Genomic DNA, 17780 nt, shown 5'->3' on the forward strand with positions numbered 1-17780 from the left:
CGATGAGCAAGGAAGAAATTTACCTGTGGCTGGTGAATGTGTTGCATGACATGTTCGAGATTGACAAGGACAAGGTGACGCCGCAAGCCAATCTGTATACCGATCTGGATATCGATAGCATCGATGCTGTCGACCTGGTGGTCAAGCTCAAGCAGCTGACCGGCAAGCGTTTGCAGCCGGATGTGTTCAAGGCGGTGCGCACGGTGCAAGACGTGGTCGATGCGCTGGCCGCCTTGCTGGCCGAAGACAGCAAGTAAAGCGTTCAAGGATACGACCCGGGATGCACAATATCAGGCGCCTTTTACCGACCGCAGCGAGCGTACTTGTCACCTTGCTTTATCCGCTCGCGATCTGGCTCGGTCACGGCCGGGTAGAGCCGCGCCTGTTGGCCTTGCTGCTGGTATTGGCGGCTGCCACACGTTTGCCGAGCCTGAAGCTCAAGCGCAGCAGTCGCTGGTGGCTGGCAGGCGCCTTGCTGCTGGCGGCGCTGGCGATTTGGAACAATGCGCTGTTGCCGTTGAAACTGTATCCGGTGCTGGTGAATCTCGGCATGCTGGCGGTATTTTCCTACAGTTTGTACGCGCCGCCATCGATCATCGAGCGCATGGCACGCCTGACCGATCCTGACTTGCCCGTTTATGCGATCGCCTACACGCGTCGGGTTACCCAAGTATGGTGCGGCTTTTTCGTCATCAATGGCGGCTTGGCTTTGTTTACTGCGTTGTGTTGCTCCGCCGCCGTCTGGTCGCTATACAACGGCGTCGTCGCCTACGTACTGATGGGTTGCCTGTTTGCCGGCGAATACCTGGTGCGCGTGCTGGTCAGGCGGAATCATCGGCGGCTTGATGCTCAATCCGGCTTGCCACAGGACGGGCAGCATGTCTGATTCCAGTAATTTGCTGACGCTGTTGCAGCAGCTGCCCGCTCGCGACCAGTTGAGGCGATTCGCCTGGCGCGATGGCCGGCCGCTCAGCCTGGCTTATTTTCTGGCGCAAGTCGAAGGCTGGCGCAGCTTGCTGGAACGCCACGCTGGAACCCGCTTTGCCTTGTACTCAAGCGATAGCGCGACCTTTGCCTGCATCCTGTTCGGCGCCTGGCAGGCCGGCAAGACTGTTTATTTGCCGGGCGATGTGTTGCCGGCCACTTGCGCCAATCTGGGCGCACTGGTGGATGGTTACCTGGGCGAATTCCCTGCCCACTGCACGCCATTGACAGTCGCTGCAACAGACAATATCCCGGCAGGACATGGATTCAAAACGCTGGCGCCTGATTTTCCCGGGCTGGTGATCTATACCTCCGGCAGCACCGGCGAACCGCAAGCCGTCCCCAAATTCCTGTCGCAGCTCGCTACTGAAGTCGCCTCGCTCGAACAATTGTTTGGCGACAGGGTCGGCGATGCTGAGATCTTTGCGACGGTATCGCACCAGCATATTTACGGCTTGCTGTTCAAAGTACTATGGCCGATCACCATGGGCCGCGCGATCCATGCGCAGCAAACCAATTTTCTGGAAGAACTGCAGCCTGGCGACCGGCCTGTGGTACTGGTTTCCAGCCCGGCCCATCTGAAACGGCTGCCGGCGGAATTGTCGCCGCATCAGACATCGCCAGCGTTTTCCACCATTCGCAGCATATTTTCATCCGGCGGACCGTTGCCGCCGGAGGTTGCCGCCGAAGCAGGGCGCCTGCTGGGATCAGTCCCGGTAGAAGTGTACGGCAGCTCGGAAACCGGAGGCGTCGCCTGGCGTCAGCGACTTGCCGGCGCCGATGACAGCTGGCGGGTGATGCCGGCGATCGCATGGCGTGTGGCGGCCAACGACGAACTGCTGGAAATTCGCTCGCCGCATCTGCCTGATACCGAGTGGTACGCGATGGCCGATCAGGTGCAGGCGCTCGATCTGCAACGCTTTCGCCTGAAAGGAAGAGTCGACCGGATCGTGAAGGTTGAAGAAAAACGTATTTCCCTGGATGCGCTGGAGCGGCAATTGAAGTCACTGGCCCCGGTGGCAGATGCAAGAGTTTTGCTGCTGGAACAATCGGAATCTCAGTCTCAATCTCAGCAAAGGCAGCGGATCGCCGCCTTTGTCGTGCTTTCCGCCGCCGGCCGGCAGATGTTGTCGGCACAGGGCAAACTGACGTTGAATCGCTTGCTGCGTGACGGCATGGCGCAGGCGGTCGAACCGGTTGCGTTGCCGCGTAGCTGGCGCTATCTGGATGCGCTGCCGCTCAATGCCCAAGGCAAGACCACCCGGGCAGGCTTGCTGGCATTGCTTGAGCCGCAGGAGCCGTCGGCGCCAGTCGATCTGGCGGCGCGTCCCACCAGGCCGCTGCGGCAAGTGCTCGAACAAGAGCCGCATCGGGTGCTGCTTGAGTTGGCGGTGCCGTCCGATCTTTTGTACTTTGACGGCCATTTCGAAGGTGCGCCGATATTGCCCGGTGTGGTGCAGGTCGATTGGGCAATCAATTACGGTCGCGAATATTTCGCCCTGGCGCCGCAATTCATGGGGATGCAGGCATTGAAGTTCCAGCGCGTGATTACGCCTGGCATGGTGGTGCAGCTGGAGTTGTTGCACGATCAGCAAAAAAACAACCTGACGTTTCGCATGGTCTCCGCTGCCGGACAGCATGCCAGTGGTCGAATTATTTTTGGAGCCGGCCATGCAGTTGACTGAATCAGGCGTTACCTCTACCACAAGCAAATTCAAGCCGTGCGCAGTGATCCCGGTTTATAACCATGAGCACGCCATCGGCGCCGTGGTGGCCGCGGTGCTGGCGCGCGACCTGCCTTGCGTGCTGGTGGACGATGCCAGTTCCGCCTCTTGCGCGGCGGTGCTTGATGCCCTGGCAACGGCTGATCCTGGCCGGATTACCTTGTTGCGACATGCCGTTAATCGCGGCAAGGGCGGGGCGGTGCTGACCGGCGTCCGTCATGCTGCCGAGGCCGGCTTCAGCCATGCGCTGCAGATCGACGCCGATGGCCAGCATTGCACCGACGATATTCCCCGTTTCCTGCAGCAGGCCGCCGCCCGGCCGCAAAGCCTGATCGCCGGCTGCCCGCAATACGACGACAGCGTGCCTTCCTTGCGGTTGTATGCGCGCTATCTGACGCATGTCTGGGTCTGGATTAATACCTTGTCGCTGGATATCAAGGATTCCATGTGCGGCTTCCGGGTCTACCCCTTGCCGTCCTTGATCCGTCTGGTGGAGCGTAAAAAACTGGGCGAACGGATGAATTTCGATATCGAAGTATTGGTGCGTCTGTATTGGGATGGCGTCTCTATCGTCAACTTGCCGACCAGGGTCGCCTATCCGATGGATGGCATTTCGCATTTTCGCGCCGGCCTCGACAACCTGCTGATTTCACGCCTGCACGCAACGCTGTTCTTCGGCATGCTGTGGCGCGCCCCGCGTTTGCTGGCGCGCCGCTTGCTGCCCAAACGAGGCGCGGCATGAGCACGGATCAGCCACAACAGCATCACTGGGCGCAGATCAATGAAGCCAGCTTTGTCGGCGGCATGCGGTTGCTGTTCTGGATTTACCGCATCGCCGGCCGCTGGCCGTTTCGCCTCGCTTTGTATCCGGTGCTGGGCTGGTATTTGCTAAGCAAGCCGGCGGCGCGGCAAGCGTCGATGACTTACTTGCAGCGTTTGTGCGCGTTCGACCCCGTGGTCGGCAGGGTCAACCGGATTCGGCCAGGCTTGCGTGGAGTATTCCAGCATTTTTCTTCTTTCGCTGAAAATATTCTCGACAAGATGCTGCTGTGGGGGGGGATGTTCAAGACCGCCGATGTCGTGTCCTTCGGCCGCGAACAGATGCTGGAGAATATCCAGGCGCAGCGCGGCGGTTTGCTGATCTGCGCGCATCTGGGCAATCTGGAGCTGTGCCGGGTACTGTCGCGCCAGCGCAAGGCGCTGCGGATCACGGTGCTGGTGCATACCAAACATGCACAGGCATTCAATCGCCTGCTCGCGAAGCTCGATCCGGACAGCCAGCTTAACCTGATGCAGGTCAGCGAGATGACGCCGGCCACCGCGATGATCCTGGCGGAAAAGGTCGAGCGTGGCGAATTTGTCGCCATCGCCGGCGACCGCATTCCGGTGTCGGCCACACCGAGGGTCGCGCGCGCTTCCTTTCTCGGGCAAACCGCCGCATTTCCGGTCGGCCCCTACGTGCTGGCGAGCTTGCTCCAGTGCCCGGTCTATTTGCTGTTTTCCATGACCAAGAATGGCCATTCCGAGTGCCATTTCGAACTGTTTCGAGAAACGATCCGGCTGCCGCGCAAGGATCGCGACCAAATCCTCAATGACCTGGCTGCCGCCTATGCGGCAAGGCTGGAGCACTTTTGCCTGAGAGCTCCGCTGCAATGGTTCAATTTTTACGATTTCTGGCATTTATCTGGGTACAAAGATGCATCTCGCTGAACTGAAAGACTTGTCCGCCCCTGAGCAGCCGTTGGCTGCAGACCAGCGCCGCACCGTTTGTTTCGACCAGGGCCGCCTGACGATTGAAGATATCGTCGACATCGCTTCAGGCGCCGCGCAGGTGACTTTGTCCGAGCAGCCGGCTTTTCGTGCCGCGATCAGCCGCGGCGCCGATTTTCTGGATCGGCTGCTAAGCGAAGACGGCACCATTTACGGCGTCACCACCGGCTATGGCGATTCTTGCACCGTCAATGTCCCCGCCGAACTGATTCCCGAGTTGCCGCATCATTTGTACGCCTATCACGGCTGCGGCCTGGGCGAGTTGTTCAGCCCGCCGCAAACGCGCGCCATCATGGCGACGCGGCTGGCGTCGCTCAGCAAAGGCTATTCCGGCGTCAGCGTCGGTTTGCTGGAGCAGATTACGCGCCTGCTGAAGGAAGATCTGCTGCCGCTGATTCCCTCGGAAGGTTCGGTCGGCGCCAGCGGCGACCTGACGCCATTGTCCTATCTGGCGGCGGTGTTATGCGGTGAGCGTGAGGTCTGGCGCGACGGCGTCAAGATAGCTGCTGCGGAAGCGTTGGCTACAGCCGGCATCACGCCGCTGCGCCTGCGTCCGAAAGAAGGCCTGGCAATCATGAACGGCACCGCAGTGATGACCGCTCTCGCTTGCCTGGCCTACGACCGTGCGGAATATCTGGTACGCATCGCCACCCGCATCACGGCAATGGCCAGCTTTGCGCTGGATGGCAATGCCCATCATTTTGACGAGACGCTGTTTGCCGTCAAACCGCACGCCGGCCAGCAACAGGTGGCGGCGTGGTTGCGCCAGGATCTGCCGACTGACGACGCCCCGCGCAACCAGAAGCGCCTGCAAGACCGTTATTCGATTCGCTGCGCACCGCATGTGATCGGCGTGTTGGCGGATGCCTTGCCGTGGATGCGCACATCGATTGAAAACGAGTTGAACAGCGCCAACGACAATCCGATCATCGATGCTGAAAACGAGCGCGTGCTGCACGGCGGCCATTTCTATGGCGGACACATCGCCTTCGTCATGGATAGCATGAAAAATGCAGTGGCCAACATCGCCGACCTGCTTGACCGCCAGATGGCCTTGCTGGTCGACAGCCGCTACAACCACGGCTTGCCGGCCAACCTGTCCGGCGCCGACGGCGCGCGCGCCAGCATCAATCATGGCTTGAAGGCGTTGCAGATCAGTTCCTCCGCCTGGACCGCCGAAGCGCTCAAGCAGACCATGCCGGCATCCGTATTTTCCCGTTCCACCGAATGCCATAACCAGGACAAGGTCAGCATGGGCACCATCGCCGCCCGTGATTGCCTGCGCGTGCTGCAGTTGACCGAGCAGGTGGTGGCCGCATTGCTGATCAGCGTGCGCCAGGGCGTCTGGTTGCGAAGCCGGCAGGACGGCGCAGCGCAGCCGCAACAGAATCTGCAGCAGATGATGGAACTGCTGGCGGCCGACATTGCCGTAGTACAGGAGGACCGCATGCTGGAGCCAGACCTGCGTTTGCTGCTGGAGCGGATTCGCCTGCAGCACTGGCAGTTGTACCAATAAAGACCATGACTACATTCAATGACAAGCCACGCAGCCGCTGGTCGGTCGAACTGGAATTGCAAGTGCAGTTCTACGATCTCGATCCGATGGAAATCGTCTGGCATGGCAATTACGTCAAGTATCTGGAAGTGGCCCGTTGCGCGCTGCTGGATACGATTCACTATAACTATCCGCAGATGCTGGCGTCCGGCTACAGCTGGCCGATCATCGATTTGCATTTGCGTTATGCACATCCGGCGACCTTCGGCCAGTGCATCAAGATTCGCGCCGCCATCATCGAATGGGAAAACCGTCTCAGGATCGAATACGTGATTACCGACAGCGCCAGCGGCCAGCGCCTGACTCGCGGCACTACCACCCAGGTTGCGGTGGACATCGCGACGCGCGAGATGTGCTTTGCCTCGCCGCCAGTGCTATTTCAAAAATTAGGAATTGAACCAATATGATGAAACGTATCCTCACTGCCGCTCTCCTGGCTTGCGCGGCAATGTCTGCCCACGCCGCCGGGCCGGTAGAGAAAATCCAGTCGATGCTGGCGAAACCGCCGGTCCTGTGCGGTCGTTTCGATCAAAGCAAGCAACTGGTCGGCATCAGGAAGCCGCTGCTGTCGAACGGCCGTTTTTGCGTAGTGAATGGAAAGGGCGTCCTGTGGCGTACCTTGCAGCCTTTTCCCAATACCCTGCGCTTGAAGCGCGATGAAATCGTGCAGATGCAAGGCGACCGGGTCGCCATGCGCATGGATGCCAAGCAGGAACCGGTGGTGAGGATGATCAACGGCGTGCTGTTTTCATTGCTTGCCGGCGATCTGAGCCAACTGGAAACCCTGTTTGAACTGGATGGCAGTATCCAGGGTAATAGCTGGAACGTGGCGCTGAAAGCGCGCCAGCCGGCGCTGGCCAAGGCGATCGGGACGTTGGCTTTGACCGGCGGCGCCTACGTGAAGACAGTTACCATCAGCGAAGCCAGCGGCGACCGTACGGAAATCACCTTTTCCAATCTGCAAAGCGGCGACCAGGCAATGACGGCGGAAGAAGGTGCCGCGCTTGAGTAATTCCAGCCCAGGTACGAGCGCGAAATACAGCTGGCACAGCTGGCCCAAACGCCTGGCGCTGATGTGGGTGCTGGCGGTGGGCCTGCTGCTGGCGCATGACGGCTATCTGTGGCTAGTCAAGGGCGTGGTGCCGGATACCGACATCCTGGCGCTATTGCCGGTGGAGCAGCGCGATCCGGTGCTGCAGCAGGCGTTTACTCATATGGTCGACGCTGCCCAGCAACGCCTGATCGTACTGGTCGGCGCCGATGACTGGGAACATGCCCGCAGTGCAGCCGATGCCTACAACGCCGTGCTGGCCAAGCATCCGGCGTTGCTGCAGACCGGCATGCAATTGTCGGAGCAAAGCCAGCAAGACTGGCTGGCGCCGTCGCAACAGATGCGTCTCAGCTTGCTGACGCCGGCGCAACAGACCGCGCTGCGCGAGCAGCCGTCCAAGTACTGGAGCGATACCGCTTTGCAGCAGCTTTACAGTCCGTTTTCGGGACCCAAGCTGGGCGCCTGGCAAGACGATCCGTTCGGTTTGTTCAGCGGTTGGGTGCAGGCGCGCGCGCAGGAAACCCCGGTGCGTCCGCGCGACGGCTATCTGTTCGTCGAAGACAAAGGCCGCCCTTATATCGTGCTGCTGATGACCTTGCGCCAGCCGGCGTTTTCGATGTCGACCCAGCGCGCCGTATTGCCTTTGCTGGAACAGGCCGGCGCAGCCGCCCGCCAGGCGGTGCCGGCGGTCGAGCTGGTCAGCGCCGGCGTGGTCTTGCATGCGGGAGCCGGCAGCGCCCAGGCCAGCCGTGAAATGTCGACCATCGGCATCGGTTCGTTGCTGGGCATTATCCTGCTGATGTGGCTGACTTTCCGTTCGCTGCGGCCGATAGGCTTGATCATGCTGTCGATCTCGGTCGGTTGCCTGGCGGCGTTTTCCCTGTGCTGGCTGATGTTCGGCCAAGTGCATCTGCTGACTTTGGTGTTCGGCGCCAGTCTGATCGGCGTGGCGCAGGACTATGGCATCTACTTTCTATGCAGCAGAGTTGCGGCCGACCGCAAGCTGGATTCATGGCAATTGCTACGACGGCTGATGCCAGGCTTGATACTGACCTTGGCGGCGGCGGTGATCGGCTATATCGGCCTGGCACTGACGCCGTTCCCCGGCTTGCGGCAAATGGCGCTATTTTCCGTGATCGGCCTGCTGTTTGCCTGGCTCACAGTCATTTTCTGGTTCCCTTCGTTGTTGAGTGCGTCGACCTTGAACAGTTCCAGCTTCGCTGCCTGGTTTGGCCGTACTCGCCGCCACTGGCCATTGCTGAAATGGAATCGCGCCACATTGCTGGCGGTTCTGCTATTCGGTGCATTTGCGCTGACCGGCATCGTCCGCTTGAAAACCAACGACGATATCCGCTCGTTGCAAACGCCGCCGAAGGCGCTGCTGGCGGATCAGATCAAGCTCGGAAAATTGCTCGATGCGCCGACCCCGGTGCAGTTCTACCTGGTGCGCGGCGCCAGCGCAGAGCAGGTATTGCAGCGCGAAGAAACGCTCAAGCAAAAACTCGAGCCGCTGGTAGCCAGCCATATCATCAGCGGCTATCAGGCGATGTCTAACTGGACGCCATCGAAACAGGCGCAAGAGGCGAATCGCGGGTTGGTGACCAAGGCATTGCTGTCTGCGGACGGGCCGTTGAAAGCGCTGGCAACGCAATTGGGCGAGGACGATAGCTGGATCCAACAGATGCGCGAGCGTGCTCTCGGCAGCGCTGCCAACGCCAGCGCCAACGGCGGGCACGCTCTGACGCCTGACGAATTTCTTAAAACTGCCGCCAGTGAACCGTCGCGTCATCTCTGGCTGGGCAAGGTGGATAGCCCGCAAGGCAGCGTGTACGCCAGCATTGTTGCTCTGCGTGGCGTCAACAGTTACGCCAACTTGCCGATTTTGAAGCAGGCTGGCGAGCTGCTGGATGGTGTGCAGTGGGTCGACAAAGTCAGTGAAATTTCCTCAGTGCTGGGACGCTATCGGCAATACATGGGCTGGGTCTTGCTGGGCGCCTATGCCGCGATCTATCTGCTGCTGTTTGCGCGTTACCGGTTCGCCGCCTGGCGCGTCCTGACGCCGCCGGCGGTGGCCAGCATCGCCACCCTGGCTTTGCTGGGCATCATCGGCCAGCCTTTACAGCTATTTCACGTACTGGCGCTGATGCTGATTCTTGGCCTCGGTGTCGACTACGGCATTTTTCTACAAGAACAAAGCATGCAGCGCGACCGCTTCGCCTGGCTGACGGTCGGCTTGTCGGCTGCCAGTGCCTTGTTGTCATTCGGTTTACTGGCGTTGTCGGGAACCCCGCCGCTGCATGCCTTCGGATTCACGATGTTGATCGGAATTGCGGTCGTTTGGCTGATCGCCCCATGTTTTAGCCAGGATTATCCACAGGAAGAAAAAGAATAATGAATGCAAGAGTTGAGCAGTGCGATGTTCTGGTGATCGGCGCCGGTCCAGCAGGGGCGGTAGCGGCAGCATTGTTGTTGAAGCAAGGCCGGCAAGTGCTGGTGCTGGAGCGCGAGCAATTTCCACGGTTTAGCATCGGCGAAAGCCTGCTGCCGCAAAGCATGGAATACCTGGAAGAAGCGGGTATGCTGAAGGCGGTAGTGCAGGCCGGCTTCCAGTACAAGAACGGCGCCGCGTTTGTCCGCGGCGATCGCTACACGGACTTCGATTTTCGCGACAAGCATTCCGCCGGCTGGGGAACTACCTACCAGGTCCAGCGCGCCCATTTCGACCAGGTGCTGGCGAATGAAGCCGAACGCCAGGGCGCGGAAGTGCGTTACCAGCACACCGTCGTTGCATTCGACCAGGAAGCGGCAACACCGCGCGTCACGGTGCGCCATGCCGACGGCAGCGAATACATTGTGGAAGCCGGTTTTGTGCTGGACGCCAGCGGCTTCGGCCGTGTGCTACCGCGCCTGCTGGATCTGGAAATGCCGTCGAATTTTCCAGTGCGCGGCGCGATTTTCACCCATATCGAAGACGGTATCGCCGGTGCCGGCTTCGACCGCAACAAGATCCGCATCACAGTCCATCCGCAACATTGCGATGTCTGGTACTGGCTGATCCCGTTTGCCGGTGGCCGTTGCTCTATCGGTGTGGTGGCGGAAACCAAGTTCCTGGAGCAGTTCAAAGGTAGCGAAACCGAGCGTCTGCAGGAACTGGTAATGCAGGATCCGGCATCGCGCGAATTGTTGAAGAATGCGCGCTGGGATACGCCGGCGCGCCAGATCGTCGGTTATTCGTCAAACGTCAAAGCGCTCTGGGGCAAAGGCTACGCTTTGCTCGGCAACGCCGGCGAATTCCTCGACCCGGTGTTTTCTTCCGGCGTAACTATTGCCGTCAAATCCGCCAGCCTGGCTGCAGCGGCCTTGCAACGCCAGTTTGCCGGCAACGCCGTCGACTGGGAGCGCGAATATGCCGTGCCGCTGAAAAAAGGCGTCGACGCTTTCCGTACCTTTGTCGAATCCTGGTATTCAGGCGGTTTCCAGAAAGTGATTTTCTACCAACAACAGCAACCTGAAGTACGCCGCATGATCGCCGCTATCCTGGCCGGCTATGCCTGGGACGAGAGCAATCCGTATGTCAAGGAAAGCAAGCGCCGCCTGAACACCTTGGAGGAAATATGCAGCTGAAGCGGATTGCGCGCTGGCAGCGCCTGGCTGCGTTGTCGAGCGTGCTGGCAATAGCCGCTTGCGCGACCGCACCGGCTCCGCAAGCGCCAGCCCGGCTCGGTTTGAAACTGGCGCCGGCGACGCTTGGCGCCAATATCAGCTTGCAGCAGCATTTGACGGTTGAGCGCAACGGCCGCACCGATCAGCTGGATGCCGCGCTGGAAATCGACCAGCAGCAATTCAACATGGTCGGGCTGGCGTTCGGCCAGCGCGTCCTGACCATCCATTATGATGGCCAGACTCTGCAATCCTGGCGCCATCCGATGTTGCCGTCCCAGGTGCGGGTTGAAGATGTGCTGGAAGACACTCAGCTGACCTTGTGGCCGCTGGCGGCAATCCGCCAGGCGCTGCCGGCCGGTTGGGAGATCCGGCAACAAGGCTTGACGCGTACCCTGTCGCTACAGGGCGAGCAGGTAATGGTCATCACCTACAGCTCGGATAGCAAGAGTGCGCCATGGCGCGGCAAGATGGAGTTGAACAACCTGCGTTATCACTATCGCCTGACGATCGAATCCGTCAGCGATGCTGTTGATGCGGTACCAGCGACGGCGCCATAACCATGTTTTATCTCAATCAACTCGGCATGATCTGTGCTCTCGGCGATAACCATGCCGAGATCAGCCGGCGCCTGTTTGCAGGCGACAGCGGCGTCGCCATGACGCGCCGTTACTCGCCCGAGCGGGAACTGGCGCTGGGTTGTGTAGAGTCTTTGCTACCTGATATCGAGAGCCTGCCGCTCAAGCATCGCAGCCGCAATAACCAGCTGGCGCTGGCTGCGCTGGCGCAGATCCGGCCGCAGGTGGATGCCGCCATCCAGCGTTTTGGCGCGAATCGGGTGGCGATCGTGCTTGGCACCAGCACTTCAGGGATTGCCCAGACCGAGGCAGCATTTCGCTATCGCCTGGTAAACGGAGAACTGCCGGCGGATTTCAGTTACGCCCAACAGGAGATGGCGTCGCCAACGGCGATGCTGGCCACTGAGCTGGGCGTCAGCGGCCCGTCGTATGTGCACTCCAGCGCCTGCGCTTCCAGCGCCAAGGCGATGGCGAGCGCAGCGCGCTTGCTCAAGATGGGCATCTGCGACGCGGTGCTGACCGGCGGCGTCGATTCCTTGTGTGCGTTTACCATTGCCGGTTTTGCCGCGCTGGAATCGGTCAGCGCCGCCCGTTGCAATCCTTTCAGCGCTAATCGCAATGGCATCAATATCGGCGAAGGCGCGGCGCTGTTTTTGATGACGGGGGCGGAGGCGACGGTCAGTTTGCGCGGTTGGGGCGAATCCTCGGACGGTTATCATATTTCAGCGCCGGACCCGTCGGGCAACGGCGCCCGGATCGCCATGGAACAGGCGTTGGCGCGCGCCGGCTTGAAGCCGGGTCAATGTGATTACGTCAACCTGCATGGCACCGCCACGCAGCAAAACGACGCTATGGAAGGGCGCGCGATTGCCGCCTTGTTCGGTGATCAGGTGGCGCTCAGCTCGACCAAGCCGTTCACCGGGCATGCCTTGGGCGCCGCCGGTGCGGTGGAAGCAGGTTTGTGCTGGCTGGCGATGCAGGACAGTAATCCGCAGGGCTATTTGCCGCCGCATTTGTGGGACGGCGTCAGAGATCTGCAACTGCCGCAGCTCAATCTGCAAGCGGTTGGCGCCAGGCTGGGGCATCCCTTGCGCTCGGCTTTGAGCAATTCTTTTGCCTTTGGCGGCGCCAATGCCAGCCTGGTATTGGAGCGAGAATGATGAGTGAATTGATAGCGCTCGACAAATTGGATATCCGTAGTTTCCTGCCGCATTCGGGCGTGATGGTGTTGCTGGATCGCCTGTTGGAAGTCGGCGCCGAAGAGCTGCGAGCAGAGGTGACGATCCGCACGGGCAGCCTGTTTTGCCAACAGCACGGCATGCCCGCCTGGGTCGGCGTCGAATACATGGCGCAGGCGATCGCAGCGTATGCGGGCTATACGGCGCAACAACGGGGGGAGGGTGTCAGGATCGGCTTTCTGCTGGGCACCCGGCGTTACGAGGCCGCCTGCGCCGAGTTCGCCATCGGCAGCGTGTTGCAGGTGCACGTAAAAAAGCTGCTGCAAGCAGACAATGGCATCGGATCGTTCGAATGCCACATCCGCGACGGCGCGCAAGCATTGGCATTGGCCAGCGCCACGATTACCGTTTTCCAGCCGGCTGATGCGGCTGTTTTTCTAGAAGGAAGTACTGCATGACGTCGGAACTGAACATTGCCGCCGCGCCGGGCGCGCCAACCGTGCGGCTGAATAAAACCGTGCTGGTTACCGGATCCAGCCGCGGCATCGGCAAGGCCATCGCCTTGCGCCTTGCGCGCGACGGCTACGATATCGTCTTGCACTGCCATCATCAGCGTGCGGCTGCCGATGCGGTGGCACAGACCGTGCGCGAGCTGGGTGCGCAAGCGCGCGTATTGCAATTCGACATAGGCGAGCGCCAGGCCACTGCCGATATCCTGCTGGCCGACATCGAGCAGCACGGTTGTTATTACGGCGTGGTGTGCAATGCCGGCGTAGCCCGCGACAATGCGTTTCCGGCGATGCCGGGCGAAGACTGGGACCTGGTGCTGAAGACCAATCTGGACGGCTTCTACAATGTACTCAATCCGCTGGTCATGCCGCTGGTGCAGCGTCGTGCGCCTGGCCGTATCGTCACCCTGGCTTCGGTATCTGGCTTGATCGGCAATCGCGGCCAGGTCAACTACAGCGCCGCCAAAGCCGGCATCATCGGCGCCACGAAGGCGCTGGCGATAGAGCTGGCGAAGCGCAACATCACGGTGAACTGCGTGGCGCCGGGGCTGATAGAAACCGACATGATCGATGAGGTGCCTTTGGACGAGGCGCTCAAGATGATTCCGGCGCGTCGCGTCGGCAAGCCGGAAGAAGTGGCGTCGACCGTGGCTTTCCTGTTGCATCCTGATGCCGCCTATATTACGCGCCAGGTCATTTCGGTGAATGGGGGCATGGCATGACGTATTCGACGTACTCAACGACAGGACGCCGGGTGGTAGTCACCGGCATGGCCGGCATCAGCCCGATCGGCAACGACTGGAACGCCATCCGCGCCCATCTCGGCAGTTACCGCAACGCCATCGTACGCATGCATGAGTGGGCCGACTACGATGGTTTGAACACCCAGCTGGGTGCGCCGGCCGCCGAGTTTTCCCTGTCTGAGCGCTATAACCGCAAGACCACCCGCAGCATGGGCCGCGTGGCGCTGATGGCGACCCGCGCCAGCGAACTGGCCTTGGCCGATGCCGGCCTGATCGACGATCCCTTGCTGAAAAGCGGTGTCTGCGGGGTTGCCTACGGCTCTTCCGCCGGCACGCCGGCGGCAATCGGGGATTTCGGCCGCATGATGGAAGAACGCAGCACCCGCGGCATCAACGCCACCACCTATATCAAGATGATGGCGCACACCGCGCCGGTCAACATCGGTGTGTTTTTCGGCATTACCGGCCGCGTGATAACCACCTCTAGTGCTTGCACTTCCGGCAGCCAGGGCATCGGTTATGCCTATGAAGCGATCCGCAGCGGCCGCCAGCAAGTCATGGTCGCCGGCGGTGCTGAAGAACTGTGCGCCACCGAAGCGGCCGTGTTCGACACCTTGTTCGCTACCAGCATCCGCAATGACACCCCGGCCATGACGCCGAGCCCGTTCGACAGCAGTCGCGACGGCCTGGTGATTGGTGAGGGCGCCGGAACATTGATCCTGGAAGATTTCGAGCATGCGCGCGCCAGAGGCGCCAGGATATACGCCGAAATCGTCGGCTTCGGCACCAACAGCGATGGTTGCCACGTTACTCATCCGAACGCCGACACCATGCAAGTAGCGATGACGCTGGCGCTGGCGGACGCCGGGCTGCCGGCCTCGGCCATCGGCTATATCAACGCTCACGGCACCGGCACCGAGCAAGGCGATATCGCTGAATCGCACGCTACGGCGGCAGTATTCAATCAACAAACCGCGATCAGTTCGCTGAAGAGCTACACCGGCCACACCCTGGGTGCGTGCGGTGCGTTGGAAGCTTGGGTCAGCATCGAAATGATGCGTTCCGGCTGGTTCGCACCGACCATCAACCTCAAGCAGCTGGATCCGCTGTGCGCCGAGCTGGATTACATTGTCGACCAGGGCCGCAGCCTGGAGTGCGAATATGTGATGTCGAATAATTTTGCGTTCGGCGGTATCAATACCTCGCTGATTTTCAAACGCCTGGATTAATCTCGCTCATGCGCTCCGCTGTCATCTGGCTGCTCGATGCGAATGCATTGGACGACGCTGACTTCGATGGATTTCTTGCTTGTCTGAGTGAAGCTGAACTGCTGCGTTACCGGCGCTTTGTGCGGCCGCTGCGCCAGCGCGAGTTTTTGCTGGGGCGGATCCTGCTGCGATTTACGGTTGCGCGCCTCGCCGGAATCGGCTTCGAGACGGTCCAGGTCATCGAACGCGAGGGCCATGCGCCGCTGGTGCGACTGCCAGATAGCTGTGTGGTCAACCCGCATTTCAGCTTGTCCCATAGCCGTGGCTGGATCGCGTGTGCAACCAGCGCTGATACGCCTCTGGGAATCGATATCGAGGCACTGGATGCAGGGCGCGATGTCGAGGCGCTCGCTCGCAGCGCTTTTTCTGTGGCGGAGAGCGACTGGCTATCGGGGTGTATTGCCGCCGATCGGATAGAAGCCTTTTATGCTTTGTGGAGCAGCAAAGAGGCGCTGTATAAACTGATCTCCAATCAGGCTAGTGAAGCCGCATTGCCCGAACTGGTGGCTGGCGGCGAGCGTTTGCAGTCAGGATCAGATTGGCAAGCGTGTACCTGGTCGCAGCAAGGTTTCGCAATTTCCTTATGCAGCAGCAAAGCGTTGACTACGGTCGAACAAATCTGTCTGACCGGTCCCACGCCGGCCATGTGGCAACAACAGCTGGCAGCGTAAATATGCTCCTGCGTAGTAAAAGAGTTGGCCCCCGGCGTTGCGCCGCCATCAGTGTCGTTGTATAAACGATATTATTGAGTTTTCAACATCACCACCTGTATTTCCCCCAAACTGAAAGTCGTTGGCGTTGTATATCGTTTGCCGATGCAACATAAACATGCCCGTCTTGAATTGGTTTGCTAAAATCACACTGTTTATTTCTTCTGTGAAATATTGTGTGGTCATAGGAAAACCGCATGAGCATCAATGCCATCCAGACTTTGCAGGGCCTCATCAACGGCCGCCAGAACAACCGGATCCTTCGTTTATCTTTTCCGCATGGAGACGGTCCGCAAGCGTCACTGCTAGTCAACAAGCTGGACGCCGTCGAGAGCATGTCGCGGGACTTCTCGTTTTCCGTCGAACTGCTACCGGATGACACAAAGATTTCATTGAAAGACCTGCAAGGCAAGCTGCTGTGCGTGGAACTGGTGCGGGCCGACGGCAGCCTGCGTTACTTCACAGGCTATTGCTTCGAGTTCCGCCTTGCCAAGACCGATGGTGGCGTTGCGTTTTACCACGCCGAGCTGGGTCCCTGGGTACGCTATCTGCGCCTGCGCAGGGATAACTACATTTTCCACGGCAAGACCCTGCGCGAACAGTCCGAGCTGATCTTCGCCGACTATTCGACGCTGCCCGACTGGGACGTCCAGGTACGCGGTGAAGATTTACCAATGACCGACACTTTCCAGTTCGATGAGTCGGACCATAATTATCTCCATAGACGCTGGGAAGCCATCGGCTGGTCGTACTGGTACGAGCACGCCGAGAAGGGCCACAAACTGATCCTGACCGACGACACGACGCAAGCCGCAGCGATCGACAACGGCCCGGAAATCCGCTTCCAGCGCCATGGCGGCGCAACAGAGGAAGATGGTATCGGTGAGTTTTCACCAGTACGCGAGATCGTACCGAGCAGCGTCACCCTGGGCGGTTTCAATTTCAAGAGTCCCATTCCGATCACTGCCGGCGTACCCACGTTGAACGTGCAAGGCAGTAGCGTTCTCAACGTCGAATCCTACGAATATGCCGGCGCCTACGGCGTCAAGAACACGTAGGACGCAGACAAATTGTCGCGGCTGCGCATGGAAGAAATCGAAGCCGCCGGCAAGCACTTCGAAGCCAAAGGCAAGAACCGCTCACTGCTGCCAGGCCGCTGGTTCCGCTTGATCAACCACTTCGCCTACAACCCCTTCGGCGGCCGTGACGACGCCGCCAAGAGCGAGTTCCTGATCCTCGAAGTGCGCCACGTCGCTACCAATAATTATCTGCAGCAAGCCAGCGAGAAGGCCGACTACAGCAACAGTTTTACCTGCCTCCGCAAAACCATTCCTTGGCATCCTGGCCGCCAGTACCATTCACATCTCACCCGTATCCTCGGCCCGCAAACCGCCACCGTGGTCGGACCATCGGGTCCGGATAGTATTTTCACGGATGAATATGGCCGCATCAAGGTCCAGATCCACTGGGACCGCATCGGTAACAACGATGAGAAGAGCTCAGCCTTTGTAAGGGTTGCCTCCAGCTGGGCCGGCAGCGAGCTCGGTGCAGCGGCAATCCCCCGGGTGGGAGCTGAAGTGATTCTCCAATGGCTGGACGGTAATCCCGACCGGCCCATCATCACAGGCAGCGTCTACAACCAGCGCAACATGCCGCCCTGGAAACTGGCGACCCAGCAATCGCTGATGGGCATCCGCAGCCGCGAACTGACGCCGAACGGCGGCAACCGCGCCGGCGGGCGGTCAAATCATTTGATCCTGGACGACACCAATTCCAAGATCCAGGCGCAGCTAAAGAGCGACCACCAAAGCAGCCAGCTCAGCCTCGGCAGCATCACGCGCATCGAGGACGATGCAGTGCCTCCTAGGAACAATGTACTACATGGCGATGCCCGGCTTAAATTTTACGCTTTGCTTCAATCAATTCAACAGTCCGGCTGGAAGCGCTGGATTGCTCCCAACATGCCTCTGAAATGAAGCTCCAGTTGAAAAACTTCACTCATAACCATTGGTTGCCAGCCGTATTGGCGGCATGCTTGATTCTTTCGATA

At 59.9% G+C, this 17780-nt stretch carries 16 protein-coding genes and 1 pseudogene; all 17 read left to right on the top strand.

The features are described 5' to 3' along the window. The first annotated feature begins 2 nt into the window (after positions 1-2). A complete protein-coding gene (locus tag ABI171_RS12190) occupies positions 3-257 on the top strand; it encodes an acyl carrier protein (RefSeq protein ID WP_348092970.1) in 255 nt (84 codons plus the stop codon). 23 nt (positions 258-280) lie between these two features. Continuing rightward, a complete protein-coding gene (locus ABI171_RS12195) occupies positions 281-886 on the top strand; it encodes a hypothetical protein (RefSeq protein WP_348092821.1) in 606 nt (201 codons plus the stop codon). Further along, entirely contained in the window at positions 879-2669 is a 1791-nt protein-coding gene (locus ABI171_RS12200) for an AMP-binding protein (RefSeq protein WP_348092822.1), read from the top strand. Before ABI171_RS12195 ends, ABI171_RS12200 begins: the two co-directional genes overlap by 8 nt. Further along, positions 2656-3450: a glycosyltransferase family 2 protein gene (locus tag ABI171_RS12205; protein ID WP_348092823.1), complete on the top strand. Its 795-nt coding sequence runs from the start codon at positions 2656-2658 to the stop codon at positions 3448-3450. Before ABI171_RS12200 ends, ABI171_RS12205 begins: the two co-directional genes overlap by 14 nt. Continuing rightward, positions 3447-4418, top strand: coding sequence for an acyltransferase (locus tag ABI171_RS12210; RefSeq protein ID WP_348092824.1), 972 nt, complete (start codon positions 3447-3449; stop codon positions 4416-4418). The genes ABI171_RS12205 and ABI171_RS12210 overlap by 4 nt, the downstream gene beginning before the upstream one ends. Next, the gene (locus ABI171_RS12215) at positions 4405-5994 is read left to right on the top strand and encodes an aromatic amino acid ammonia-lyase (RefSeq protein ID WP_348092825.1); all 1590 of its coding nucleotides are present in this window, start codon (positions 4405-4407) and stop codon (positions 5992-5994) included. The genes ABI171_RS12210 and ABI171_RS12215 overlap by 14 nt, the downstream gene beginning before the upstream one ends. Before the next feature lie 5 nt (positions 5995-5999). Beyond that, on the top strand, positions 6000-6440 hold the full coding sequence (locus ABI171_RS12220) for an acyl-CoA thioesterase (RefSeq protein WP_348092826.1): 441 nt from the start codon (positions 6000-6002) through the stop codon (positions 6438-6440). Further along, a complete protein-coding gene (locus ABI171_RS12225) occupies positions 6440-7045 on the top strand; it encodes an outer membrane lipoprotein carrier protein LolA (RefSeq protein WP_348092971.1) in 606 nt (201 codons plus the stop codon). Before ABI171_RS12220 ends, ABI171_RS12225 begins: the two co-directional genes overlap by 1 nt. A gap of 61 nt (positions 7046-7106) precedes the next feature. Next, a complete protein-coding gene (locus ABI171_RS12230) occupies positions 7107-9476 on the top strand; it encodes an MMPL family transporter (protein ID WP_348092972.1) in 2370 nt (789 codons plus the stop codon). After that, the gene (locus tag ABI171_RS12235; RefSeq protein WP_348092827.1) at positions 9476-10708 is read left to right on the top strand and encodes an FAD-dependent oxidoreductase; all 1233 of its coding nucleotides are present in this window, start codon (positions 9476-9478) and stop codon (positions 10706-10708) included. Before ABI171_RS12230 ends, ABI171_RS12235 begins: the two co-directional genes overlap by 1 nt. Then, positions 10699-11304 carry a DUF3261 domain-containing protein gene (locus ABI171_RS12240; protein ID WP_348092828.1) on the top strand — a complete coding sequence of 202 codons (606 nt, stop codon included), beginning with the start codon at positions 10699-10701 and terminating at the stop codon, positions 11302-11304. The genes ABI171_RS12235 and ABI171_RS12240 overlap by 10 nt, the downstream gene beginning before the upstream one ends. A gap of 2 nt (positions 11305-11306) precedes the next feature. Next, complete coding sequence (locus tag ABI171_RS12245; protein ID WP_348092829.1) at positions 11307-12482, top strand: beta-ketoacyl-ACP synthase; 1176 nt, start codon at positions 11307-11309, stop codon at positions 12480-12482. Next, positions 12479-12958, top strand: coding sequence for a hotdog family protein (locus tag ABI171_RS12250; protein ID WP_348092830.1), 480 nt, complete (start codon positions 12479-12481; stop codon positions 12956-12958). The genes ABI171_RS12245 and ABI171_RS12250 overlap by 4 nt, the downstream gene beginning before the upstream one ends. Further along, on the top strand, positions 12955-13731 hold the full coding sequence (fabG, locus tag ABI171_RS12255) for a 3-oxoacyl-ACP reductase FabG (protein ID WP_348092831.1): 777 nt from the start codon (positions 12955-12957) through the stop codon (positions 13729-13731). Before ABI171_RS12250 ends, fabG begins: the two co-directional genes overlap by 4 nt. After that, complete coding sequence (locus ABI171_RS12260) at positions 13728-14981, top strand: beta-ketoacyl-ACP synthase (RefSeq protein ID WP_348092832.1); 1254 nt, start codon at positions 13728-13730, stop codon at positions 14979-14981. The genes fabG and ABI171_RS12260 overlap by 4 nt, the downstream gene beginning before the upstream one ends. Before the next feature lie 8 nt (positions 14982-14989). Next, positions 14990-15691 (top strand): 4'-phosphopantetheinyl transferase superfamily protein, encoded by a 702-nt coding sequence (locus ABI171_RS12265; protein ID WP_348092833.1) that lies wholly within the window; start codon positions 14990-14992, stop codon positions 15689-15691. Positions 15692-15927: 236 nt separating this feature from the next. After that, a pseudogene (locus ABI171_RS12270) lies at positions 15928-17580 on the top strand (type VI secretion system Vgr family protein); the annotation flags it as partial. Positions 17581-17780: the final 200 nt, after the last annotated feature.

Source organism: Collimonas sp. (assembly GCF_039923675.1).
In the GTDB taxonomy this organism is placed as follows: Bacteria; Pseudomonadota; Gammaproteobacteria; order Burkholderiales; family Burkholderiaceae_D; genus Collimonas.